Source organism: Streptococcus sp. E29BA (assembly GCF_041807805.1).
Taxonomy (GTDB): domain Bacteria; phylum Bacillota; class Bacilli; order Lactobacillales; family Streptococcaceae; genus Streptococcus; species Streptococcus entericus.
Genome location: NZ_JBGTZA010000021.1, coordinates 14339 through 41014, shown reverse-complemented (window position 1 = coordinate 41014; position 26676 = coordinate 14339). Strand labels below are relative to the sequence as shown.

17 protein-coding genes, 1 tRNA gene and 1 riboswitch are annotated in these 26676 nt (G+C 44.3%); of the genes, 14 read left to right on the top strand and 4 right to left on the bottom strand.

The features are described 5' to 3' along the window. From ACERC8_RS06545 to ACERC8_RS06515, 7 genes are all read left to right on the top strand, one after another. Positions 1-108: LPXTG cell wall anchor domain-containing protein (locus ACERC8_RS06545; protein WP_373659099.1), on the top strand; the 108-nt coding region annotated here is incomplete at its 5' end. 98 nt (positions 109-206) lie between these two features. Beyond that, positions 207-1253 (top strand): DNA polymerase III subunit delta, encoded by a 1047-nt coding sequence (gene holA / locus ACERC8_RS06540; RefSeq protein ID WP_373659096.1) that lies wholly within the window; start codon positions 207-209, stop codon positions 1251-1253. Between the two features lie 96 nt (positions 1254-1349). Then, positions 1350-1958 carry a superoxide dismutase SodA gene (gene sodA, locus ACERC8_RS06535; protein WP_373659095.1) on the top strand — a complete coding sequence of 203 codons (609 nt, stop codon included), beginning with the start codon at positions 1350-1352 and terminating at the stop codon, positions 1956-1958. A 201-nt stretch (positions 1959-2159) separates the two neighbouring features. Then, entirely contained in the window at positions 2160-5417 is a 3258-nt protein-coding gene (gene rexB / locus ACERC8_RS06530) for an ATP-dependent nuclease subunit B (RefSeq protein ID WP_373659094.1), read from the top strand. Next, positions 5407-9030: a helicase-exonuclease AddAB subunit AddA gene (gene addA, locus ACERC8_RS06525; RefSeq protein ID WP_373659098.1), complete on the top strand. Its 3624-nt coding sequence runs from the start codon at positions 5407-5409 to the stop codon at positions 9028-9030. Before rexB ends, addA begins: the two co-directional genes overlap by 11 nt. Before the next feature lie 241 nt (positions 9031-9271). Next, entirely contained in the window at positions 9272-10264 is a 993-nt protein-coding gene (gene asnA, locus ACERC8_RS06520) for an aspartate--ammonia ligase (RefSeq protein WP_373659093.1), read from the top strand. A gap of 3 nt (positions 10265-10267) precedes the next feature. After that, positions 10268-11308, top strand: coding sequence for an MmcQ/YjbR family DNA-binding protein (locus tag ACERC8_RS06515; protein ID WP_373659092.1), 1041 nt, complete (start codon positions 10268-10270; stop codon positions 11306-11308). A 215-nt stretch (positions 11309-11523) separates the two neighbouring features. Here ACERC8_RS06515 and ACERC8_RS06510 read toward each other — a convergent pair whose 3' ends face one another. Beyond that, positions 11524-12444, bottom strand: coding sequence for a helix-turn-helix domain-containing protein (locus ACERC8_RS06510; protein ID WP_373659090.1), 921 nt, complete (start codon positions 12442-12444; stop codon positions 11524-11526). A gap of 392 nt (positions 12445-12836) precedes the next feature. Here ACERC8_RS06510 and ACERC8_RS06505 point away from each other — a divergent pair, with 392 nt between their 5' ends. From ACERC8_RS06505 to ACERC8_RS06490, 4 genes are all read left to right on the top strand, one after another. Further along, complete coding sequence (locus ACERC8_RS06505) at positions 12837-18500, top strand: KxYKxGKxW signal peptide domain-containing protein (RefSeq protein WP_373659089.1); 5664 nt, start codon at positions 12837-12839, stop codon at positions 18498-18500. Positions 18501-18868: 368 nt separating this feature from the next. Continuing rightward, the gene (locus tag ACERC8_RS06500; protein WP_373659097.1) at positions 18869-19735 is read left to right on the top strand and encodes an ABC transporter permease; all 867 of its coding nucleotides are present in this window, start codon (positions 18869-18871) and stop codon (positions 19733-19735) included. Next, the gene (locus tag ACERC8_RS06495; RefSeq protein ID WP_373659087.1) at positions 19732-20490 is read left to right on the top strand and encodes an ABC transporter ATP-binding protein; all 759 of its coding nucleotides are present in this window, start codon (positions 19732-19734) and stop codon (positions 20488-20490) included. Before ACERC8_RS06500 ends, ACERC8_RS06495 begins: the two co-directional genes overlap by 4 nt. Positions 20491-20597: 107 nt before the next feature. After that, positions 20598-20670: transfer RNA gene (locus ACERC8_RS06490), tRNA-Ala, on the top strand. 105 nt (positions 20671-20775) lie between these two features. Here the strand turns inward: ACERC8_RS06490 and gatD are convergent. Together gatD and murT are read right to left on the bottom strand one after the other, a co-directional pair. Further along, the gene (gatD, locus tag ACERC8_RS06485) at positions 20776-21561 is read right to left on the bottom strand and encodes a lipid II isoglutaminyl synthase subunit GatD (RefSeq protein ID WP_373659086.1); all 786 of its coding nucleotides are present in this window, start codon (positions 21559-21561) and stop codon (positions 20776-20778) included. Continuing rightward, a complete protein-coding gene (gene murT, locus ACERC8_RS06480) occupies positions 21561-22904 on the bottom strand; it encodes a lipid II isoglutaminyl synthase subunit MurT (RefSeq protein ID WP_373659084.1) in 1344 nt (447 codons plus the stop codon). Before murT ends, gatD begins: the two co-directional genes overlap by 1 nt. A 108-nt stretch (positions 22905-23012) precedes the next feature. Next, a riboswitch (FMN riboswitch) is annotated at positions 23013-23225 on the top strand. A 163-nt stretch (positions 23226-23388) separates the two neighbouring features. Here murT and ACERC8_RS06475 point away from each other — a divergent pair. The 3 genes from ACERC8_RS06475 (at position 23389) to ACERC8_RS06465 (ending at position 25477) form a co-directional block, all read left to right on the top strand. Next, complete coding sequence (locus tag ACERC8_RS06475) at positions 23389-23961, top strand: ECF transporter S component (RefSeq protein WP_373659083.1); 573 nt, start codon at positions 23389-23391, stop codon at positions 23959-23961. Then, entirely contained in the window at positions 23948-24604 is a 657-nt protein-coding gene (locus tag ACERC8_RS06470; protein WP_373659082.1) for a phosphatase PAP2 family protein, read from the top strand. Before ACERC8_RS06475 ends, ACERC8_RS06470 begins: the two co-directional genes overlap by 14 nt. Positions 24605-24757: 153 nt before the next feature. Then, positions 24758-25477, top strand: coding sequence for a hypothetical protein (locus ACERC8_RS06465; protein ID WP_373659081.1), 720 nt, complete (start codon positions 24758-24760; stop codon positions 25475-25477). 57 nt (positions 25478-25534) lie between these two features. Here the strand turns inward: ACERC8_RS06465 and ACERC8_RS06460 are convergent, their stop codons facing one another. Next, positions 25535-26617 carry a DEAD/DEAH box helicase gene (locus ACERC8_RS06460; protein WP_373659079.1) on the bottom strand — a complete coding sequence of 361 codons (1083 nt, stop codon included), beginning with the start codon at positions 26615-26617 and terminating at the stop codon, positions 25535-25537. Between the last annotated feature and the right edge of the window lie 59 nt (positions 26618-26676).

The window sequence follows — 26676 nt, the reverse complement described above, 5'->3', positions numbered from 1 at the left end:
AAGGGACTCCCTGCAACAGGCGATGTTCACACAGCTCTAGCTGCTGTCGGCGCAACAGCCCTCTTATCAGCCCTAGGTTTAGCCGGACGGAGAAGACGAGCTAGGTAAGTTAATAAAAACTAGATTGGCCATGAGCCAGTCTAGTTTTTTACGCTTTTATTTCTTAGGATACCTCATCTAAATCTAAACTATGGTATAATAATCCTATGACAAATTTAGATGCATTGACAAGGTTGAAAAAAGAAACGTTATCCTCAGTGACGGTTCTTTTTGGAGAGGATGTTGGCTTGTTTGCCCATATGAAAGAGACCTTGCTGAAACAAATTGGCTATCATCCAAGTGACCTGACCTATTCTTATTTTGATTTGTCGGCAGCACGTTATAGTGATGTTGCTATGGATTTGGAGAGTCTGCCTTTTTTTTCAGAAGAAAAAGTAGTTGTTTTGGACAACGTCCTAGACATCACGACAACAAGAAAGTCTTACCTGACTGAACAGGAACTAAAGCAGTTAGAAGTCTATCTGGAACATCCACTAGAGACAACACGATTGATTATCTGTGCGGCTGGAAAACTGGATGGAAAGCGACGGCTGGTCAAGTTACTGAAGCGTGATGCCCTTCTTTTAGAAGCTAGTCCCCTATCAGAAGATGAATTGCAGAAGTATTTTATCAATCTGGCTCGGACATCAGGTCTATCTTTTGAGGCGGGAAGTTTTGATGCTTTGATGAGAAAGTCCCAGTATGATTTCGGACAGTTGTTAAAAAATATGAGTTTTTTGACCAACTACAAAGGCTCAGGCTCAGCTATTTCTTTGAAAGACATTGACGAGGCTATTCCAAAGAGTTTGCAGGATAATATTTTTGATTTGACTAAGTTAATCTTGTCAGGGAAAGTGACTGAAGGTCTGGGATTGGTGGCTGATTTGCGCTTGCAAGGTGAGGATGAGGTCAAGTTAATTGCCATTATATTGGGGCAGTTGCGGTTGCTCTTGCAGGTTAAGTTGTTGTTGCGACGTGGTTTTAGTGAGCCTCAGCTAGTCACAGAGTTGTCTGATTATCTTGGGCGGTCGGTTCATCCTTATCAGGTGAAAGTTGCTCTGAGAGATGGTCAGCAGTTGCCTGTGGAACGGTTAAAAACAGCCATTAAGACTTTGATTAAGACGGATTTTGAGATTAAATCAGGACTTCATGAGAAAGCTTATTTGTTTGAGATTGCCCTGTTAAAACTGGCTAATCAGTCCCATAAAAGCTAACAAATGTGTCGTGAGAAGGATAGCAGGCAAAAATCTTGAAAGCTCTGCCATTTTACCGTATAATAAGAGTATCAAAAGAAAAGAGGTATTGACCAAATGGCGATTATTTTACCAGACTTGCCTTATGCTTACAATGCATTAGAACCTGTGATTGATGCGGAAACCATGACACTCCATCATGACAAGCACCATGCGACCTACGTGGCTAATGTTAACGCTGCGCTTGAAAAGCACCCAGAAATCGGTGAAGATCTGGAGGCTTTGCTGGCTGATGTGGACAGCATTCCGGCTGATATCCGCCAAGCTGTCATTAACAATGGTGGTGGTCATTTGAACCACGCGCTTTTCTGGGAACTCTTGTCTCCAGAGAAAACAGAGGTACCATCTGAGCTTTTGGCTGATATCGAGGCAACTTTTGGGTCATTTGACAGCTTCAAAGAGGCTTTCACCGCAGCAGCAACGACACGGTTCGGTTCAGGTTGGGCTTGGCTAGTGGTTAACAAAGATGGCAAGCTCGAGGTTACTTCGACTGGTAATCAGGACACACCGATCATGGCAGGATTGACCCCAATCCTTGGTTTGGATGTTTGGGAGCACGCCTACTACCTTAACTACCGCAACGTCCGTCCGAACTACATCAAAGCTTTCTTTGACATCATTAACTGGACTAAGGTGGCTGAGCTCTACACGGCAGCCAAAGCTTAATCAGGCAGACTATTTTATTGACAGAGGCTGGGACTAATCCCAGTCTTTTTAAGCATTTCATGAGATGTAGTTAAGTTGCCTAACCTTATTCATGTTAGCCAGTCGTCTGAGAATTTGCTATAATAGTTTATGGAAACTGTCACTAGAAATGGTAGTTTAGTTGGTCAGCGACCAACCTAGGCAGAGCAGAAAGGAATAGCCATGAAATTAGTCTATACCGATTTGGCAAATGATTTAACACAACTCTTAGCCCAGCAGGCACAAAGCTATGCTGATGCTGGTAAGAGGGTGTTTTACATTGCCCCCAACTCCTTATCGTTTGAAAAAGAGCGTCGTGTCTTGGAATATCTGCCGAGTCGGGCTTCCTTTGCCATCACGGTGACGCGTTTTGGTCAGATGGCGCGCTATTTGACCTTGTCTCGTCAGAAAGGTCAGAAAACGATTGATGAGCTAGGGTTGACACTGGTGATATATCGGGTTTTAGCTGGTTTGACTGATGGGGGACTCCGTCGCTATCAGTTGCTCGGCACTGATCCAGCCTTTATCGCTCAACTAGTTGATTTTTATAAAGAATGGCAGAGCAGCGACTTAGATTTAACCGAACTAGCTGCTTTTGAGAGTGATAAGCTATCAGATGTCTGTCTTATCATGGAGAAAGTTAATGAAGCCTTGGTTGACTTAGATTTTTCAACACAGTCGACCATCAGCCAGTTGCGAGATGATATAGAAGCAGGTTTGCTGACAGAAGACCTTGCTCAGGTGGTTGTTCTTATCGATGGTTTCACACGATTTACTGCAGCGGAAAAAGCACTCATCCATCAGCTAGATCAGACTTGTCATGAGGTAATGATAGGGACTTACGCCAGCCAATCTGCCTACAAATCACCTTATCAAGCAGGCCAGCTCTACCAAGCCAGTGTTGAATTTTTAAGGCAATTAGCAGAAGAATTTGCCACTAAGCCTACTTATATGACCTTAGGAAGCCCTGAAACTTTCTTTAGTCGAGTGACTGCTCAATTAGAGAACCGTTATGCTTACCGCGACGTTGATAGCTTTCTCACCGATGATGACAAATCTAGGATTCAGATCTGGCAATCCAGCGGTATCAAAGAAGAGTTGGAACTTGTCGCACAGCGCATTCGCCAGAAGTTAGATGAAGGGTATCGCTATAAGGATATGCTGGTTTTGCTTGGCGATGTTGAGGCCTACCAGTTACAGCTGGGGCAGGTTTTTTCGACCTATGCCATCCCCTACTATCTCGGTCAAGCAGAATCGATGGCAGATCATCCCTTGGTTCATGTTGTCGATAGCCTTGATCGGCTCTATAGCTATCAGTTTCGTGCAGAAGATGTTCTAAACCTCATTCAGTCAGGGCTTGTGGGACAGCTTGACCAGATGGCGATTGACCAATTTGACCGCTATGTGAGTTATGCCTTAATTAGAGGGAAAAAAGGATTTTCAGAACCCTTTGTTAAAACAAACGGGCGATTTGACCTCGACCAACTCAATCAGACGCGCCAAGCCATCATGAATCCTTTGCTGGTATTTATGCAAGCAGATGGCTTGCCTGTCGAGAACGTGCTTGAGCACTTGTTAGGCTTTTTTGAGTCTGTTGATTTACGTCACCATTTAGCAGCTCTCGCTTCAACAGGCAGTCAGCAGGAAGCAGAAAAACACGAGCAGGTTTGGAAAACCTTTTGTGCGCTTCTGGAACAGCTTCAGCTGATTTTTGCTAAAAAGACCTTACCTTTGATTGAGTTATTGGGACTACTCAGGGCGGGTATGCTGGCTGCGACCTATCGGATAGTCCCTGCAACCCTTGATGTGGTTAACATTAAGTCTTACAACTTAATCGAGCCCCATACCAAGCCGTTTATCTTTGCCATTGGGCTCAGCCAGTCAAACTTCCCAGAAATTGTCAAAAATGTCAGCCTGCTGTCAGATGAGGAGCGTCTGTCCATTAACGCCCATCTGACAATAGGGGAGCTAGACCTTCCTGGCGGAGATAACCTGAAGCGAAATAATTACACTATGGTGTCCTTGCTAAATGCAGCGACACAGGAATTGGTCTTGTCCAGTCCGACCATGCTTGGTGAGACCGAAGACACAGCATCAACCTACCTGAATCAGCTAGCGGAGTTGGGCTTGCCTGTCGTTCACCACAAGCGCTCATATTACTCTCCTGTTGATGTGGCAACCTATCGTAGCCTCCTGTCTCGTTTGGTTGAGGCCTATCAGACAGACCTTGATCTTGACCAGCTGGATAAAACATCGGCCGATTATTGGTCGGTCTTGATTCGTCGCTTACGTCGGAAAATGGCAGAGCAGGGTTTGGTGTTACCTGAGGTGATTGCAGATGTGGTAAGCAGGCCACTTAGTCCTGAAACCCTTGCTGTGCGGTACCCGAAAGACTCTTCCTTACGCCTATCAGCGTCGTCGCTCAGCGATTTTTATAACAATGAATATAAATTTTTCCTGACCCATGTCCTGCGCCTGCAAGAGGAAGACAGTATTTTACCAGATGCTAGACAACACGGTATTTTCTTTCATCGGGTGTTTGAATTGGTGACAGCAGATAAGTCTAAGACAGATTTTGATGTCAAGTTGGATAGGGCTCTAGAGCAGGCGAGCCAAGAGCCAGAGATTGCGATGCTTTACCAGCAATCAGCTCAGACACGGTTTGCCCATGACTTGATGACCAGTATGATTCGTCAGACTGCCCAAGTGTTAAAAGAACAATCGCCTGTCGATATTGTCGGTGAAGAGCTTAATTTTAGCTTTACCAATCAGAAGAAAGCCACTTTATCTGGGGGGCGCGAGCTCGTCATCACTGGTAAGATGGATCGTCTCGACAGACTGTCTGATTGCCAAAGTTATGGCGTTGTCGATTACAAGTCGAGTGACCAGCGCTTTAAGCTTAATGATTTTTACAACCGATTAAGCCCTCAGTTGTTGACCTATGTGGCAGCTCTGAAACAATCGAGCGACTTTTCGCAAGTCGAGGACATCTTTGGTGCCATGTATCTCCAAGTTCATCACCCTCTTGTTACATTATCTAAAACAAGCTCCGCAGCTGACTTAATAGCAGTTGCTCACCAAGATGTCACCTATAAAGGGCTGTTCATCACCGACCAGACAAGTTTCCTCGATCAGCGTTATAGCAGCAAAAATAATACCTACTCAACAGAAGAGTTAGCTGTGCTACTTGAGTATAATGCCTCCCTCTACAAACAGGCAGCTGAACGCATCTTAGCCGGTCATTTTGCAATCAATCCTTACACGAGAGATGGTCGCTCAGTTGCAGGTGATCAGCTCAAAAGCATCACACGCTTTGAGGCTGATTTGCATCTAGGCCAAGCTAGACGGTTGCAGCAGTTCCCACGTGCGGAACAGCGTGCACTGATTTTTGGAGCAATGAAAGAAGAATTGGCTAAGGAGAAGGAGGACCATCATGCGTGAACCATTTTTAACAGAGGCTGAGATTGCGCGATTGGCTGAGGCAGAGCAGACGAGTGATAAGAAACAAAAGCGGACTAAAGAGCAGATTGAAGCCATTTATAGCCACGGTCAGAATATTCTGGTGTCTGCTTCAGCTGGTTCGGGCAAGACCTTTGTCATGGTGGAGCGTATCATTGATATGCTAAAACGTGGGGTTAGTATCAAGGAACTGTTTATCTCAACCTTTACCGTCAAGGCAGCTGGTGAATTAAAAGAACGCTTGGAAGATAAACTGACAGGCTTGATTGCCAAAACCAGTAACCCTGAGCAGCTAGCGCATTTGTCACGTCAGTTGGCGGATGTGCAGCTGGCAGATATTGGTACCATGGACGCCTTTACCCAAAAGCTGGTTGGCGAATACGGCTACCTTTTGGGTTTATCGCCGAAATTTCGGATATTGACAGATAAGTCAGAGCAAGATTTGCTGAAAAAAGAGGTGTTTGATGACCTGTTTGACGATTACATGAGGGGGACATCAGCGTCAGTCTTTAAGCAGTTGGTGCGCAATTTTTCAGTTAATCGTAAGGATGTCAAGGCCTTTCGTCAAGTCGTTGATCAGATTGTGACCTTTGTCCAGTCGACGCCAAATCCTCAAGTCTGGCTCAGGGAAAGCTTTTTACCTGAGGAGAGGTCATCTGAAGAGGTTTTAAGTGCCCTTAGACAGTCAGGGTTAGGCTTATTAGATGACCTAGAGCAGTTTTTCCAAGCTCACCTCCGGCATGAAGCTCAGCTATTTCCCAAAGCCAAATATCTGGAAAATGTGCAAGTAATCGTAGATCGGTTGACGCTAGTTGAGTTGACAGTAAGCCTTGAGGAGCTTGAAGAGCAGTTGCAATACGTGGTTGATATGGCTGCGACGTCCAACGGTCGAGGCCTGACCAATGCGACACGAAAAGAGGATACCAAGATCATCAAAGAGGTCTATAATGCCAATCGTAAGGACTTTATTGAGCAGGTGAAGGCTTGGTTGGCTCAGCTCTATCAAACGCGAGTTGTACTAAATTATCAAGATGGGGCATTGCCACTACTTGAGGTGCTTCAAGACTTTGCTAGTGATTTTTGTCAGCAATATTTGCAAGTCAAGCAGCAGGAACGGGCTTTTGAATTTTCGGATATTAGCCACTTTGCGATTCGGCTCTTGAGTGAGTTTGATGAGGTGCGTGAGGCTTATCGTCAGCGTTATCAAGAAGTGATGGTCGATGAGTATCAGGACACCAACCATACGCAGGAATGTTTATTGGAACTTTTATCGCAAGGCAATAATCGGTTCATGGTGGGTGACATCAAGCAGTCCATCTATCGTTTTCGTCAGGCAGACCCTCAGATTTTCAATCAAAAATTTAAGCAGTATCAGATTGATCCGTCAGCTGGTCGCTTGATTTTGTTGAAAGAAAATTTCCGTAGTCAAACAGAAGTTTTAGAAGCGACAAATGCAATCTTTACTCGCTTGATGGACGAAGAAATTGGTGATTTGGTTTACGATGAGAGCCACAACTTAGTAGCCGGTTCTCCTGGTCAGACCATTGCAAACACGGCTAATCGTTGCCAATACCTTATTTACGATACGGACCAAGAGCTTGATGACGATGACACCAATACGGTAACTCAGGGCGAGGTAGACCTCGTTGTTAAGGAAATCATTGCCCTGCACCAATCAGGGGTACCATTTAGTGACATCACGCTTTTGGTGTCCTCGCGCTCACGCAACGATGGCATTTTGAGGACCTTTGACCGCCACGGTATTCCTTTGGTGGCTGATGGTGGCGATATGTCCTATCTTCAGTCGGTCGATGTGCTCGTCATGCTCGATACCTTGCGCACCATCAACAATCCGCTCCACGATTATGCTCTGGTCGCCTTGTTGAAATCACCCATGTTTTCCTTTACTGAAGATGAGCTGGCGCGAATCAGTTTGCAAGCTGACGAGACCGAGCGTCTCAGTTTTTACGAGAAACTTTGTCTGGCTCAGCAAGGTGATGGGCAACATCCTCATTTAATCTTACCGGCATGTCGTGACAAGCTCAGCCATTTCCAAAAGTACCTGACAAAATGGCGGCAGTATGCTAAGGGACATCGTCTTTATGACTTGATTTGGCTGATTTATCAAGATCGACTCTATTATGACCATGTCGGACTTTTGCCAAATGGGGAAAAACGTCAGGCTAATCTCTATGCCTTGGCGCTTCGTGCCAATCAGTTTGAAAAAACAGGGTTCAAGGGCTTACCACGCTTTATTCGAATGATTGACCGTATTTTAGCGACAGATAATGACTTAGCTAGTGTTGAGCTAGCACCGCCTAAGGATGCGGTTAACCTGATGACCATTCATAAGAGCAAAGGGTTGCAGTTTGCTTATGTGTTTATCTTGAATATGGACAAGGTCTTTGACCAACGTGATGAACGTGCTCATTTAGTCATCAGTCGTCAACATGGCGTGGGTATCAAGTATATTGCAGATGTCTCTGCTGATTTAGCAACAGAGACAGCACCTCTCAAGCAGGTGTTGGTGTCACTGGACACCATGGCTTATCAAGCCAATCAGCGTGAGTTAAGACGTGCTAGTTTATCTGAGCAGATGCGCTTGCTCTATGTTGGCATGACGCGGGCAGAAAAGAAATTGTATTTAGTTGGCAAGGGAAGTCTAGAAAAGTTAGCTGAACGATACGAGGGTCAATTGATTGATGGACGGCTGCCCGTAGCTCATCGTGAAAAACTATCATCTTTTCAAGATTGGGTGTTGGCAGTGGCTAAGGCAGATAAAGACTTACCGATAGAGGTGTCCTATGTTCGAGACGAGGATTTGACGCCCGAAAAAATTGGTCATTTATCTTCTTCTGTGGCTGACTGGTCTAGTCGACAGCAAGCTGTGCGACAGACTGATGACATCAAGCTGGCTTTGGAACGCTTAGAGGCTGTTGAGATCCTTAATCAGCGTTACCGCTCAGCGATTAACCTGCCGACCGTCCGAACACCAAGCCAAATCAAGGAGCGTTACCAGCCCATCCTTGACAGTCAAGCCCTGTCGGTGATGGAACAGGTGAGTAAGCCTGCTCGTTTTGACTTGCCGATAGTTGGGGGAGAGACAGTTGCCACAGCTCAGCTTATCGGTTCGGCTGTGCATGACCTGATGCAGCGCGTTGAGATGAAGCCATCCGTGGCTCTTGAAGACTTGAAACAGGCACTAGATGAGGTTCCTGCTAGCGCACAGGTCAAAGCCAAGATTGATTTGGAAAAATTATTTGGCTTTTTTGACACATCGCTAGGACAGCTGTTAGTGACACATGCGGCTCAGCTTATCCGTGAAGCGCCTTTTGCCCTATTGACCGTAGATGAGGACAGCAAAGAGGAATTTGTTGTACGGGGGATTATTGATGGTTTTGTTCGGTTGGAAGACAGGATTATCCTGTTTGATTATAAAACAGATAAATACAGTGACCCTAGTCAACTAGTGGCACGTTACCGCCCACAGATGAGCCTTTACGCTCAAGCCTTGCAACAAGTTTATGGCAACCAACACATTGAACAGTATCTAGTCTTACTGGGGGGCGATAAGGTTGAGGTGGTTAGTCTCTAAAGACTATCGTGATAAGATAAAGTGAAAAGGCAACCCTTTTCAGTGAGATTATAATGGACTAATTGATGAGAGAGTGGGGCATTTCATGACAGTGTCTCACTCTTTATTGATAGGTAACATCTTTGCTTGGCGCTACCTGATAGTCATGACATGAAAAAGGGGGAAGAATTTTTCTTTTGCCCCTTTTATTTTTATAGAAAAGTGGTACAATAGGTCTAACGATTTTTTGAAAGGACTGGATATGAAGAAAAGTTTTATTGATCAGCAGGGTGAGATTTCTTTTGTCAAAAATACCTTTACCCAGTATTTGATTGACAAATTAGAGATTGTCGAAGTGCAGGGACCGATTTTGAGCCGTGTCGGTGATGGGATGCAAGATAACCTATCTGGGGTGGAGAATGCGGTGACGGTCAATGTGAAATTGATTCCAGATGCTGTTTATGAGGTGGTGCATTCCTTAGCAAAATGGAAGCGACATACCTTAGCGCGTTTTGGTTTCAATGAGGGAGAAGGGCTCTTTGTCCATATGAAAGCCTTGCGACCTGACGAGGATAGTCTCGATCCGACCCACTCGGTGTATGTAGACCAGTGGGACTGGGAAAAGGTCATCCCTTCGGGACGACGCAATTTGGCCTATCTTAAAGAAACGGTGGAGCAGATTTATAAGGCTATCCGTCTGACAGAGCTAGCAGTGGAAGCTCGCTATGATATTGAGTCTATTTTACCCAAGCAAATTACCTTTGTTCACACCGAAGATTTAGTTGCTCGCTATCCAGATCTAACAAGCAAGGAGCGGGAAAATGCTATCGCAAAAGAATACGGAGCCGTCTTTCTCATCGGTATCGGAGGTGTTCTGGCTGATGGTAAACCTCATGATGGTCGGGCACCTGACTATGATGATTGGACAACGCCGTCAGCTCAAGGCTACAGAGGCTTAAACGGAGATATTCTAGTCTGGAATGATCAACTGCAGGCAGCATTCGAGTTGTCCTCTATGGGTATTCGAGTAGATGAGGCTGCTCTTCGCCATCAGTGCGAATTGACAGGTGATACCGAGCGTTTGACCTTTGACTGGCACCAATCCTTGTTAAACGGTGAATTTCCACTGTCAATTGGTGGTGGTATCGGGCAGTCACGTTTAGCAATGTTTCTCTTGCGGAAAAAGCATATTGGAGAAGTTCAGTCCAGCGTTTGGCCAGCGTCTGTTCGCCGAGAATTTGAACACATTTTGTAACCCATGCTGATAGAAGATCATATTTTTCAACACAGACAATTTCAGGTAGATAAGTTACTGGCTTATGGGTTCAAAAAAGATGGCGAGGTTTATCGCTATAAAACACCCCTTCTTGATGGTCAATTTGAAGCCCATCTGATGGTTTCTGAACAAGGTCAGGTGTCTGGTTGTTTGATTGACACAGATTTGGCTGAGGAGTACACCGCTTTTCGAACCAAGCAAGCAGGTGCTTTTGTCGGTCAAGTCAGGGAGGCTTATCAAGCATGTTTGGAACAGATTGCCCATTCTTGTTGCTCGGAACAATCGCTTGTCTCGCGACAGGGTCAGGCTTTGGAGCGGTATCTCTCAACGACATTTGGTGATGTTGCAGAGGAATTTGGACGATTTAAAGGCATCTACTCTTTTAAACACCCTGCTAATCAAAAATGGTACGGTCTTGCATTGCGCCTGCCTTTTGGAAAGTTAGACTTAGGAGATGAAGGCTATTCGCCTGAAAGGTTGGAAGAAGAGGTTGAAGTCATCAATATCAAAATCGATCCAGCAGCCAAGGCAACTCTGATTAGAAAACCCGGTATCTATCCTAGCTACCATATGAATAAACAACACTGGGTGACCATAGTGCTTGATGGCGGACTAACAGATGAGCAACTAGTTGAGCTTGTCACAGAGAGTAGGGAACTCGTCAGCCAGATGAAAGCACAATCGAATTTGGCAACAGATTACTGGATCATTCCTGCTAATCCAAAACACTACGATATTGATAACGATTTTGCAAGCAGCCGCTTTGTTTCTTGGCCACAGAAAAAAGGTATGTCAGTTGGTCATACTGTTTATATCTATCTGACAGCGCCCTATCGTTGCCTCAGATATGCTTGCCGAGTGGTTGAAGTATTTCCTGATAGGCAGGAAATGCTGTTGGAATGTTTGGCAACTTTTTCCGATCACACCTACCCGATGAGTTTCTTACAAGAGCATGGTGTCACCAACATCCGAAGTACCAGGCGAATGACAAAAGAACTGGTAAAGGCCTTGACAGGAAAGTAATGGTTGATGACACTATTGTTAATGTCGTGTTTAATGCTATAGGCAAATATTGGGCAGCCTGATGAGCATGAACAACCCCCTGCTACCGATTGGAGTAGCAGGGGGCTTTCTCATGTGTGAGGTTTTGATAAGTTCACAAAATGTACCGATATTAGAAGGTTTAGTAGTGAGCTTAGTATGATATAGAATTAGTTAAGCTTTCGGACTTATCTAGCCTATGACCATGTAAAAGGAATGCTCTTGTCGCGGTGTTTTTCAATAAAGGCATAAAAGCGATTTTTGGAAAGGTTGAGATGCTTGATTTCTAGTTCGGTCTCAAGCAGTTCAAAAATGTTCATGCAGGCTTTCGCTAATGTCAGCCCTTCAGGTTGGTTACGCAATACCATAATAATGGCAGTATAGCACTTGAGAGCAAGGTGCTCATTAACGTAGGTAGCGAATTTGGCACATTTTATTTCTTGCCTAAATGATTGAATGATGGCTTCGGCATCATCAAGTAAATGCCGCTGGTATAGAAAGCGAATCCCGTGAAAAATCACCATCATAATACTCTTTGGAGTAAGCCCAGTTGGTTTCCCTGAGCTTAGAAATGAAATAGCTTGTTGACTTCTAAAGCGTACCATCGCAGGAGAGCATTCGTCTAGAATAAATGAGTATAAGAACCATTCCAAATCACCCCATGTTTTAATAGACGATAGATAATTTTTTAGGAAATCCAATTCTTTTTGGAATTCCGTTGTACGATGATTTAATATCGAGAGATGCGCATCAATCATATCGTTAATCAGTTGCTTGAGTAAGGGATGGTCAGCGTAGCGATTTTCAACAGAATTTTTAGCAAGTTGTGCTAACTGATAAAAATCTCGCGTGTCATAAAGCTCGTTGAAATCTTCAAGAGGTGCAATCAGCTGCGTAATGCTATCGCCATGATAACACCTCAGAAAATCGTTCCAACTGGCACCGATACGGAGCAAGAGACGCCCGAATTTATCGACAGAAATACCAACTAAATCCCTTTCGAATCGGCTAAGGAATTGTGGGCTAACAATGTCACCCGAAGCTTCCTTGAGTTTATAACCCCGTTGTTGGCGCAACTTTCTAAAAGCAGCGCCATAACTTGTTATTGACTGTGACATTCAAAAAATCCTCCAACAAATAAATTTGAATAACCCTTTGCAGAAACCAGCACAGATGGTTCCTAGTAGTTATCCGCTATCTATTATAGACCATCTTAAGCATTATTGGTGAAAAATAGTACAAAATTTATAAAAATAATAGCATGACCTTTAGTTTTGGTGCTAAAAGAAACATATAGGGGAGTTTTTAGAGACTTTGTGACATAGCCGAGCTGTTGTGCAAACCGTAAGCCTATCGAGCTAATCAGTGTTTGTTGTTTTCGATATTTTAGAAAAATTTCAGAAAAAAACTGGAAACATTTTTATTGTTAAAATCCTATCAAAATGCTTGACTTTTTGAGCAAACGGTTGCATAATGAGAAGTGAACTATAAATTAAAGGAGTTTTCTTTTATGGCACAAGAGACAAGAACTAAAGGATTCAGAATGTGGAAATCTGGCAAGCGCTGGTTATTTGCGATAGGGGCTTCAACGGCTATTTTTTTAGGCACAGGAGTGCAAGCGGTTGCTCAAGGCCCTGACGAACTCAACCAGCAGACGGACCAATTGCCACAACACATCATTGCGACGGATACTGTCAGCAATCTTGTGATTGAGCCAGAGACCAATTCATCAAAACATGGTGAGGTTTTGGATGCTCATTTGGCAGAAGAAGATGATGAGGTTGATCATATTATCGGAGACGATAGCCAAATTCCCAGTGAATTTTTACGCAGTGCTAGTCCAGTGACAGCTGTCCCAAGTTCCGTTGATGTCACAACAGCAAAGCCCGTGACGATTTATTATAAGCCTAAACAAGATGAGGGGGATTACTATGCCTATGTCTGGGGTGATGGACTTGAACAAGAACAACAGGGCAAAGACGTACAAATGACAAAAGAGGGGGGACAGTATAAACTAACTGTTACTCCCAAAAAAGATGCGACTTTCTTTAACTATATCATTAAGAAAGGTACAGATTGGAATAGTAAAAAAACAGGCGATATGACTGCCACGGTCAACCCTTACACCGAGACAAGCATTTATGTTGGCGATGATTTTTACTCTCAGATTTCTAACCTACAAACAGAAGCTTTTGATAAAAAGTTTGGTTATGAGGACAAACGCGTTAGCGAAACAGCCCCAGATAAGTTTGAAACTGTCGGTAGTTTAGGCCGCCTAGGAGCGACATTATATGATGATGGGACTGCTACAATCAACCTTTGGGCACCGACAGCTAAAGAAGTAAAGCTTAATCTTTATAAGGGATTAACAGAAAAATCAGCGATTGATAGAACTGTTAATATGGTTAGAGGAGATGTCGCTAATCCAGATGACCATACTAAAAATACCGTTGGCGTTTGGACTTATACGATTGACCAACAATTGTTGAAAGAACTAAAGATTGAAACAGCGAAAAATCTGGCTTATGACTACACCCTTAGCCTACCTAACGCCCACTTTATCCAAGTGGAAGAACAGCATGTTGAGCTAAACGGGCGAAAGAAAGTATTAAAAGTCTACCGTAACTCTGCAACTGAGAAAGTTCTCAATTACCATCATAAAGATGAGAAGCAGACTGTTCTAGGTCAAAACCGTGAAGCCACTCGTGAAGAAATTGCAGCCTTTTACGCAGGCGATGTCATTAAGCGTAAAAACAATAGCAGTGAAATTGAAGTTACCGAACATACGCACCGTCAAGTCACCACTCAAGACCCATACTCGGTAGCTGTTATCCAAGGGGGGACACGGTCAGTCATTCTTGACCCAAGTAAGGTTGGTGATAAGGTAACAATCACTAAGAACAAACGTGCCAAAACTAATTCAGAAGTGAGTGTTTTGGAAGTAAATATCCGTGATTTTTCAATCGACGAGTCATCAGGTGTTAAAAAAGAAGATCGTGGAAACTATCTTGGATTTGTTCAAGAAGGGACAAAAACGCCAGATGGCACGATGACTGGTCTTGATTACCTCAAATATCGTGGTACCAATTACTTGCAAATGATGCCGCTTAACGATTTTGAGACGGTTCCAGAGTTGGATAAAGACGATCCAAGGAACACGCAAATTTCAAGATTTGAGAAAGACGGTGTTCACGAAAATCAGCAAAACTGGGGCTATGATCCAAAGAACTATAACGTGCCAGAAGGTTCTTACGCCACTGATCCAAAAGACCCTGAAAATCGCATCAAAGAACTCAAGCAGATGATGCAAAAACTCCACGATGCCGGTCTTAACGTCATATTGGACGTGGTTTACAATCACCTCTACCATGGGCAAAAAAATGTCTTTGAACAAACTGTTCCTGGCTATTTCTACGCCATCAACCAGCCTGCCAACGTGATGAACAACGATATTTTTGTAGGCAATGCGGTGCGTTCTAACTCTGAGATGATGAGACGTTACATTGTCAATTCAACAGCTTTCTGGGCAGCTGAGTATGGCATGGATGGCTTCCGATTTGATGCCATGAGTGACCTTGATGTCAAGACCCTGAACGATGTCCGTGACGCTTTGAATAAGGTTGGTGAGAATATTGTCACTTACGGAGAAGGTTGGGACAGTATGGGTAAATACTTGCCTGAGGGTCAGGCAGGTAGTGATGCCCATGGTAAGAAAATCCCGACATACGGCTTCTTTGATGCAACCAGCCGAAACGCCATTGTTGGGCATGCTCACGATAGTCATCTGGATGCGCCCGGATTTGTGAACCAGGCGGTAGATGACGGAGAGAGAAAAAGGGTCAATAATCCAAATATAGACCAAACGACCAGTCTGGCGAATAGCCTACTGGGTGGAGACCGTGGAAAATATGCCAATGCCTCTCAGCAACTTAATTATGTTGAGTGCCATGACGGGATGACTTTGAGTGACATTTTGAAACGTTATAACGTTATTGACACGCGTGACCCACAGCGCCATTTAAATCGTGTAGAGTTAGCGACAGCTATGAGTGCTTTGGCACAAGGGATTCATTTTTCACAACACGGTCAAGAGTTCTTACGAACAAAAATGAACTCCGTAAACACTTATAACTCTGGTGATGAGTACAACAAGATTGACTGGACTTTAGTGACAAAACACTCAGATGCAGTAAACTTTTCTAAGGCTATTACCCAGCTACGTTTAGCAGAGCCATTGTTCCAGTTATCTGAATATAAGGATATTGACGAAAAAATGGTTGTCACTAATGCCCAAGATCAGTCAGGTGTTATCACTTATGAGCTTCGTCCTGATGGTAAAGGTGAGACTGTTAATGGCAAGTACCTTGTTATTTTTAATAATAATAAGGGTGATGGCGAGTCTTCACTAACTCTCGGTGGTGATGAATGGTACTATGGCGGTAAACAGGATATGGAGAATCACAAGAACCTTGAAGGCAACCGCGGTGTCATCAATTCAACCAACGATTTCAGTAAAGCCTTTATCGTTGCGACAAATGCTAAAAATCTTTATGAAAAAATCGGTCAAACGGTTGGTGAGAAAAAATTGACGGTAGATCCGCTGTCTGCAACGGTACTCTTTATCCCAGCGCCTGCCAAAGCTGTGGAGTTGAAAGATGCTGAGCGCGTGATTACTTATGTTAATCGAAAAGGTGAAACTGTAGCGTCTGAAAAGAGGCAGGCAGTAACTTATTTGACCGTTGAGGAAACAGCACCGGAGTTGAAATTTGGCTTTGAAAAATCTCAGATTCCAGTGACCACAACTGATTTGGGACATAAGGAAAACATTGTCAACAAGGTTTCCCAAGAAACGCCAACTGTCAAACGTATCTATGTAGCAACAGATGCTTCAGGACGTGCCATTAAGGCAAATACTGAATTAAATCAGGTTCAAATCGGTGACGATGGCAATCCAGTTGATACCGACCAAATCAAATGGAAACTGATGACACCTGTTGCTTTTGTGGAACAAGCACCAAAAGGCTTTAAAGACCAGACTACCTACACAACTGATAAACAAAAATGGCTCTCTCAAGCGTGGGATAACGTAGCGGAAGTTCATCATCCGAAGGTAGAAAATCACCATGTTCAATCTGTTAGTCCAACTGAAGCAGGTGATAAAGAAAAAGTGAATATTGGGTCTGTTCAACTTGGTCAAGCGACGGCAACGGTCACAGTGACCTATGCTAAGGAAAGCGTAGCTAGAATTATTTCTGAAAATGACCCTGAGAAAAAATTGCCTCTAAATGAAGCTGCAGCTAATAGTGAGTATATGGTAAAAGGCTTAGAGGGTGATGCGATTGCATTTGCAGTGACTGATGATGTCTTGAAGCGAGAAGGTTACACTTATACAGTTAATGGCAAAGCTAATTTGACAGAGGCGTTGGCTGATCCGGCGGGTGTCTTTGGTGAAGAGGAGAAAGTCTTTAGAGTCGTTTATGAGGAAAAACCTATCCCAGCCTTGATTATTCAAGATATCGCAACGACGACCATTCCAGCACTGAGAATTGAGGATACCGCGACGACGACAATTCCGGCGTTGATAATTGAGGATACCGCGACGACGACGATTCCCGCGTTGAAGATTGAAGATGTCGCGACGACGACCATTCCTGCGTTGAGAATTGAGGACACGGCCACGACGACGATCCCAGCGATGAAAATTGAGGACACGGCCACGACGACGATTCCCGCGTTGATGATTGAGGATACGGCAACAACCACAATCCCAGCGATGAAGATTGAGAATACAGCTAAGACCACAATCCCAGCCTTGATTATTCAAGATACCGCAACGACGACAATTCCCGCGTTGATGATTGAGGATATTGCAAAAGCCACAATTCCAGCGATGAAGATTGAGGATATAGCAACAACCACAATTCCAGCGATGAAGATTGGGGATACAGCAAAAACCACAATCCCAGCAATGAAAATTGAGGATACGGCAACAACCACAATCCCAGCAATGAGAATCGAGGACACGGCCACGACGACGATCCCAGCGATGAAAATTGAGGACACGGCCACGACGACGATTCCCGCGTTGAAGATTGAAGATACGGCAACAACCACAATCCCAGCCATGAAGATTGAGGATACGGCAACAACCACAATCCTAGCGTTGAAGATTGAAGATACGGCAACAACCACAATCCCAGCGATGAAAATTGAGGATACAGCTAAGACCACAATCCCAGCAATGAAGATTGAGGATACGGCCACGACGACGATTCCAGCACTGAGAATTGAGAATACCGCGACGACGACGATTCCCGAGTTGATGATTGAGGATACGGCCACAACGACCATCCCAGCCATGAAGATTGAGGATACGGCCACGACGACCATCCCAGCCATGAAGATTGGGGATACGGCAACAACCACAATCCCAGCGATGAAAATTGAGGATACAGCTAAGACCACAGTCCCAGCAATGAGAATCAAGGACACGGCCACGACGACCATTCCAGCATTGAGAATTGAGGATATTGATAAAGATGGGCAAAAACTTCTAGCAGAGCCATTTGAACGTCGACTTGTCGATACACGAACAGGTGTTACCGTTATCCTTGACAGACGTGAATCTTCTGATATTGTTTTCCTACGTGTTGTTCCCAAGATTCTATCTCCTCAGGAAACACCAGAGAGTCTAGTAGAAAAGGATTATGATTTGTACGATATCGATCTTGTGAATAGAGAGGGTAAAGTTGTCAAAATGGCCTATTCTGCTAGAGTTCTCTTGCCGGTAGATCCTGATAAAATGGTTAAACAAGTTCTTTATCTACCGGAAAAATCTTCTGTAAGAGCCCTTGATTTTACACTTGTTGAGTTAGGTCGATTTGTGGAGATTATAGCGAAAAGCTTTAGTCAATATGCTGTCATTTATCATTCTCAAATAGTATTAACTAATCAAGAAGATGATGAAGCTCGTAGCATCCAAGAACGAACAGAACAGATTATTGTGCCAGCTTTAGATCGTCCAACAGCAATAACTGTTGCCGATAGCACTGGTGTAGCATCGACGTTGCCAAGCACGGGAGACAATGACTCTGCAATTTCTCAGCTAATTGCTGGTGTTGCTTTAACAACACTTGGCTTGGTTGGAGTTTCTCGTCAAAAGCGAGAGAAGTAAAGAATTGCTAAAGAGATGACTTTAGCTGAGTATGAGAGGAGACGAAATACCGTCTTCTCTTTTGCTATACTCAAAGTTTTGAGGAGTCTGGGGTTAATTTAGCTATTATAATCACAGTCTTTGGCTGATATAATATCTGTTAACGTGTTATCAACGTATCAGCTGCATAAGATATTTTTTAATGAGCTAGCTAGAGCGTTTTAATCAGAGGTTTTGTGAGTTTGTTTCGGAGTTTCTAATCGATTTACCAGTGGTCTTATGCGGTTTTTGAGGTATCGTCTAATCAATTATTATTGTTATTTTGCTTTTCTGGTCAGATTGTGATACACTGATGGTAGAATTTATTCGTTAAACAAGAAAGGTAAATGATGATTATTTCAGCAGTTTCTCAAGGGCTTTTATGGGCTGTCTTAGGGTTGGGTATTTTTATGACCTACCGTATTTTGAACTTTCCTGATATGACGACGGAGGGCTCCTTTCCGCTGGGAGGTGCAGTTGCTGTAACGCTCTTGGTGCAAGGTGTTCACCCATTATTAGCCACGTTTGTGGCAGTGCTAGCGGGCTGCTTAGCTGGTCTGGTGACGGGGTTGCTCTATACCAAAGGCAAAATCCCCACCATCTTGGCTGGGATTTTAACCATGACAGCTATTCATTCCGTGATGCTCTTTATCATGGGTAGGGCTAATCTGGGTTTGTTAGACGTGGACACGCTTCAGTCAGCTCTGCCATTTTCCCAAAGCATCAACCTCCTCATCATGGGGCTTATCGTCGTGAGCTTGGTTATTGCTGCTCTCATCTTTTTCCTCCATACTCAGCTGGGCCAAGCCTATGTGGCGACGGGAGATAATAAAGAGATGGCGCGGAGTTTTGGGATAAACACTGACCGTATGGAAGTACTAGGCTTGGTGCTATCAAATGGCGTGATTGCGTTGGCTGGAGCGCTAATTAGTCAACAGGATGGCTATGCTGACGTGGGTAAGGGAACTGGTGTTATTGTTATTGGGCTAGCTTCCATTATTATCGGTGAAGTGCTCTTGGCTGGTCATCTGACCCTGCTTGAGCGACTTTTAACGATTGTTGTAGGGTCAATCTTTTATCAGTTGTTGATTGCCCTAATTATTACCCTTGGCTTTAATACCAGTTACCTGAAATTCTTCTCGGCGCTGGTTCTGGCTATCAGCCTGATGATACCTGAATGGCGCAATCTGGTGCTGAAAGGAGGACGTGTCAAATGACAACAATTGTATCCCTGAAACAAGCCACCGTGGCTGTGGATAATGGACTTGACCAGAAAAAAATTATTCTCAATCAGGTCGATTTGGATATTGACGAGCAGGATTTTATCACCATTTTGGGAGGCAATGGCGCTGGAAAGTCGACCTTGTTTAACGTGTTGTCTGGGACCTTGCCCTTGACCAGCGGTCAGATGTTGGTCAGAGGAGAAGACGTGACGCGACTTCCTGCTCATGAGCGGGCGCGTTACTTGTCTCGGGTCTTTCAAGATCCAAAGCTAGGGACTGCCCCTCGGATGACAGTTGCTGAGAATTTGCTGATTGCCCTAAATCGTGGTGAGAAAAGACAGCTTGTCCCGAGGCAACTTGACCAGCAACGCGAAAATTTCCAATCGCTACTCGCTCAGGTTGGCAATGGCTTGGAGAACCATCTGGACACGGCAACAGGGCTCCTATCAGGTGGTCAACGACAGGCACTCAGCCTTTTGATGGCGACCCTCAAAAGACCCGACCTCTTGCTCTTGGATGAACATACGGCAGCCCTTGATCCAAAAACTAGTCAGTCCTTGATGAGATTGACGCAACGCTTTATCGATGAGGGCAACTTGACCGCACTCATGATTACCCATCAGATGGCTGATGCCTTGACCTACGGTAATCGTCTTTTGGTCATGAAGGATGGGAAAATTATCAAAGACTTGAGTGCAGAAGAAAAGAACCTTATGACAATGGCAGATTATTATCAGTTGTTTGATTAGAACAGACTTGATGATGGCAATTAACTAAAAAATGACTGAAACTATTGACAGTTACCATTATATTTGATAGAATAAATGTGTTAGATATGTGAAAACATTTATTCGATGGGGCCTTAGCTCAGCTGGGAGAGCGTTTGGCTGGCAGCCAAAAGGTCAGGGGTTCGATCCCCCTAGGTTCCATGATAGACTGGGGTTACCCAGTTTTTTTATGGTTTCATTAGGTTGCTTGGCTCATAAAAACGCCTAACATCAGGTTATTACAACCAATGATGTTAGGCGTTTTTGCTAGTTTTTATCAACCTTACGTTTCATGTCTTCGTATTCTTCTGGTCGTTCGAGAATGAGAATATCCTCATAACTGGCTAGTTGAATATCTTGACCGTAACGGTTTTTAAGAGCAGTGACGACAAGACGATAGGCCAGGTTGGTGTTGCGAGAGAGGATGGGACCGTGGAAGTAGGAGCCGTAGACATTCTTGTACTGAACACCTTCCCCATCATGTTCATCATTGTTTCCGATACCGTAGAGGACCTTGCCCAGTGGTTTTTGATCATCGGCTAAAAAGGTTCGCCCCTGATGATTTTCAAAGCCATAGTAAATCTCATCAAAATCTTCGTTATAAATCTTAATATCGCCGATGTAGCGGTTGTCGGTCTGGTTGAGGGTGTAGTGCCCCATGACCCCAACGCCGTCAATCTTGACACCATTAGCTTGGATATAGTATTGCCCTAGAAGCTGGAAACCACCGCAGATAGCCACGACCACCTTGTTTTCTTGGATAAAGGCGTCAAGCGCTTCTTTTTTCAGGGGTAAATCCTTAGACACGATGGACTGTTCGTAGTCTTGACCACCACCAAAGAGGGCGATGTCATAGTGGTTCTTGTCAAAAGAATCTCCCAGCGACACGATGTCCGCCGTCACCTTAGCCCCCAGCTTTTCACCGATGTATTTGAGCATGAGGATATTGCCATAGTCCCCGTAGGTATTCATCAGATCCCCGTAGAGATGGGCGATGTTGATCTCGTAGGTGTAGTCACGAGTGTCGGGAGAGCTTGTTGAGGTGTAAACCATTAGTCTTTCTCCTTTCTGACCGCTTGTTTTTGGGCTAATAGTTCGCGCAGCTCCAGCATGGCGGTATAGGTCGCAAGAATATAGGCGTGCTGACTATCCTGCCTTTCAATGGCGCTGAGCAGGTCTTCCAGCGTTTTTCTAGCGGTGATTTTTTCGGCTGGGTAGCCAGTCACCCGCAAACGTCTAGCGATTTCTGGGTACCGAACGCCACCAGCATTGATTTCAGTGATAGCCATCTGGTTAATCTGTTCAAAATCCGCATCCCAGATCCAGCTGGTATCAATCCCGTCGGCGTAGTTGGCATTGAGCAGGACAGACAAGCTAAATGCATAAGGAGCCAGCTTAATCATCTCCAGCGCCTGACTAGCCCCAACAGGGTTTTTAATCAAAACAAGGGTACAGTCTTTATCACCTATTTTAAAGGTTTCTTGGCGACCGAAAACAGCTCGTGATTTATCAAAGCCAGTCTTGATAACCTCAGGGGATATGCCCAGATGCTCTGCTATGGCGACGGCCGCTAGGGCGTTGTAGATGTTGTAGAGCCCGCCGACATTGATGGTGTAGTTTTGCCCATCGATGACAAAGCTAGAGGAGACATGAGTCAGATTGGTTAGCTCGGTCAGGGTATAATCCAGTGCTGGTCGCTCAAAATCGCAGTTAGGACAGGTATAGTCGCCCAAGTTAGCGTAGGTGTTGAGACGATAGTTGATGATGCTGTCACAGTGCGGACAGAGAATGCCTTCCGTGTTAAAATGTGCCCGCTTTGGCTCTGTTTTTGTCGTGTCAAAACCATAGTATTTGATAGAATTGTTGATAGGATGAGAGTTGAAGAGCGGACTATCACCATTAGCCAGAACTGTTACTTGAGGAGCTTTAGCGATGCCATCCAAAATCATCTGATAAGTGGTGTAAATCTCGCCATACCGATCCATCTGATCACGAAAGATATTGGTCATGACAATCAGGCTTGGGGTGATGTGGTCGGTGATTTTTGATAAACTTGCTTCGTCAATTTCCAGTACCGCAATTTTTCGACCAGAAGCATTCGGTCTAGCCGTTAAAAAAGTTGACGTGATGCCGGTAATCATATTGGCACCGCTTGGATTGGTCACCACTTGTCCAAATGCTTCCCTAAGGATACCAACCGTCAGGGCAGTGGTCAGGGTTTTGCCGTTGGTGCCTGTAATGACGATAATCTCATAGTCTTTGGCGAGATGTTTAAGAATGGTTGGGTCTAATTGTAGAGCAATTTTACCAGGCAGGGTAGAGCCACGACCTAGCTTACTCAGCATAAAGTGAGCTGCTTGTCCAGCAGTCTTTGCAAATACAGTTTTCATGTTCATGTGTTTTATTGTACCATAAAGCACCAGAGCTGTCATGCGGAGAAGATAGGATTAAACTGCTAATTAGTTCTAAATGCTTGCCAAGTTCTTTTTTTTCTGTTATGCTTAAATAGTCTTCAGGGCAGGGTGTAATTCCCGACCGGCGGTGACTGGTGAGTAGACTGCCTTCTAAACCGTATTTTGACCTTTCTGGTTGTGCGATTGGTGTACACAGAGGTGTTAAACGTTTAGGGAACAGTCAATCATCAGAAGTCCGTGAGCGCAAGCTGATGTGGTGTGATTCCACAACCGACAGTATAGTCTGGATGGGAGAAGACAAGGAGTTTTGTTTGAAGCAGGGCTGTATAAGCTTTATCTTTTTGGTGGGTCTATGTCAATTTTTTTGATATTTGATACATCAATTAGGAGAGCAGATGTTGTTCTGTATCGACACCGACCTCTTTGTGACTTCTTTCAATTGTCAAAAATTGGAGGAATTTTTTATATGTTAAACACACGACGTCTGACGTTCATTGCGATTTTAGGGGCACTGTCTTTTGTACTCATGTTTTTCAGCTTTCCGATTATCCCAGGGGCGGATTTTTTGAAAGTTGAACTGAGCGTGTTACCGGTCTTGCTAGGCTTATTTCTAATGGATGTGAAAGCGGCTTACCAGATACTGATTCTGCGCACCGTGCTAAAGCTCTTACTCAATAATCATGGTGTTAATGATGTTATCGGTCTACCGATGAACATCGTCGCTCTTGGGCTATTTGTGACTTGCTTTGCCGTCTTCACCCATCGTCGTCAGTCGACCAAATCCCTGCTATTAGCAGGGGGTATTGGGACGCTTAGTCTGACAGTTGCTATGCTCTTTTTAAACTATGTGTACGCCATACCTCTTTATGCAACCTTTGCAAATTTTGATATCGCCAAGCATATCGGAACAAGCACTTATTTAGTTGGAATGGTCTTGCCCTTTAATCTGGTTCAAGGTGCCTTGTTCACCTTAGCGACGGTCATCATATTACTGCCCCACAAACGCTTATTTAGAAGGATAATGGATGATGCTCAATAAAACGACGTATTATGCGAAAGCCTCGTTTGCCCTGTTAATTGTGGTATTTCTGGGCTATGTGGTTAAATTCTACCCCAATCAGCTGGTTGAGGCGGATAGTGCGATACAAGGTGCTGTGCGTGGCAATCTGCCTCAGATTTTAACCAACTTTTTCTCTCATGTGACCGTTCTTGGTAATACCCTAACTCAGGTTATTTTGGTTAGCGTGCTGACAGCCATACTTTATTTTTGGAAAAACTGGCGCGCTGAGGCGATTTGGGTCTTAACTAGTGGTCTATCGGCAGGCATTTTAATTCCGATATTGAAACTTATCTATGCACGTCCACGTCCTAGCTTGTCGCATTTGGTAGAGGCAAGTGGCTATTCCTTTCCGAGTGGTCATGCAACAGGGGCAATGCTGATCTTTGGCAGTCTGCTTGTTATCATCTCGCAACGTATGCCCAAGGGATGGTTCAAGATGTTGGTGCAAACAGGTCTGATGTTCTTGATTGTTCTTGTTGGTCTATCAAGAATTTACCTAGGTGTGCACTACCCTAGTGATGTGCTAGCTGGTTTTGTGCTTGGCTTTGGAATGCTTCATCTGCTCTATCCGACCTATATGACATGGCGCTTCAAGTGGCGTTTTACCGGTCAATCACGCTAAGCCGATAGCCTAAACGATTGAAAAGATAGAGACTGATATTTTAATCACTGTGTTAAACGAAGAGATTTGGACAGACTTATCCAAATCTCTTTTCTTTTTATTCTTTTTCAAGATAATGGTATAATAAAAGAAAACGATATTAGGAGGTGTCGCATGAAAAAATATGTATGGGCAATCGGACTTGCTCTTATCGTAGGTATCTTGTGGTGGTTTAGTTTACCAAAGGCTACTGACATAGCTTTGCGCTTGGAGCGAGATCGTGCGGAACAGTTTTATCCCGTAGCCTATGCCGATTGGGTAGAGCTAAATGGTCATCAGTTTTATCTAATTAGCCCGTTTGGAGAGCATTCACCCACAAATGACCTACAGGTGACACTGAGTGCAATCTCTACACAAGAGGAGCTGCCGTCGAACCAGATTAAGGTAATTCGTGGGGACTATCAGGAGACCGAGCTGGCTGGCATCCGCTACCTCGTTTTTCATGAGAGTGTTTATGACATCGGAGGTTCAACCCCGCGTCTTATCAGCAGTCACCCTATTAGCAAACAGCACCATATTGAAAAAAATCAGGGTCTTTTTACCCTGACTGATTTATTCAAGGGCTATCAGACTTATGTGACTGACGCTGTAGCTAAAGAACTAGAAAACCATCCCAGAAAAGACGAGTTATTAACCAAGCAGTTTGACTGGTCTCCTCTGGAAAAGTATGAGAAAAACGGGGTTCAAACAGATGGCTATACCATAAAAAACGGCTATATGGTGTTTGATATCGGTGTTAGCCTTCCCTTGTCGACATTTCACGATGTCATTGACCCATCTTATCTCAAGGGGAATGACTTACTTGATTATCAGACCTTACAAAACAGGCAATAAATGATAAGAAAAGGCAGACTAGCCTGATTGTAAAGCCATCAAGGCAGTCTGTCTTTTTTAAGCCTTATACAATTTTTGGTCTTTGAGGATAAGCTCGCTAACTGAGGCAAATTTTTTCAGTTGCTTCAGTTCTTCCTGGTGGCTAATCAAGGTGATGACGAGACCTTCCTTACCCATGCGACCGGTACGCCCAGCACGGTGAGTATAGGCCTCCTTATCCCGAGGCACCTCGTAGTTGATGACCAGCTCAAGCCCTTCGATATCAATTCCTCTGGCAACCAAGTCAGTCGCCAACAGGAGAGCGATGTCATGCTGTTTAAACTTGTCTAAGATGACCTTTCTGAACTTGACATTAACATCACTGGCAAGGGAAACGGCTGAGCTACCAAGATAGGTTAGTCGCTCCTCGCAAGCCCCTAAATCGGATAAGCTGTTAAAGAACACCAAACCACGGCAGTCTGGAATATTAGCAAATTTGCGTAAAATATCAAGCCGATCGCGCTTATCAAGCATCATGTAGTGGTGGCTGATGGTGTCCAGCTGCTGATGAGATAAATCAATAATCACGGTGCCTTTTGCCAATGCCGTTTTTTCGATAGCTTGCGTGGCAGAGACATAAATCATCTGATGGTCACGAGGGGCATAGGTGATGATTTTTTTGACAAACTGATACTGGCTGTCTTGCAAGAGGTCATCAAACTCATCTAGGATAATGGTGTTGATTGACATCATTTTTATCTTTTTCAGCTTAATCAACTCAAAGATTCGACCTGCCGTACCGATGAGAATCTCCGGTCCTTTTTTTAATCGCTCAATTTGTCGTTTTTGGCTGGAACCAGATAAAAATAGCTGAGCGGTCAATCCTAATGGTTCTGCCCAGGTTTTGGTGACTTCAAAAATCTGCCCAGCTAGTTCAGAGTTGGGGGCCAAAATCAGCAACTGCTGACTTTTTTTAGGGCTTAGTCTCAGTAAACTTGGCAAGAGATAGGCTAGGGTCTTGCCTGTTCCTGTCGGACTCACGGCTAGTAAATGTTGACCGTCTTTAATGGGGGTAAAGACAGCTTCTTGGATGGGAGTCAGTTGGTGAAACTGAAGTTCAGTCAACTGGTCTTGCCAAACCTTTGGGAAATTCGATAACATGATGCTCTACTTTCTTTTGTCAGTTGCCCTCATTATACCATAAAAAACCTAGCTAGGGG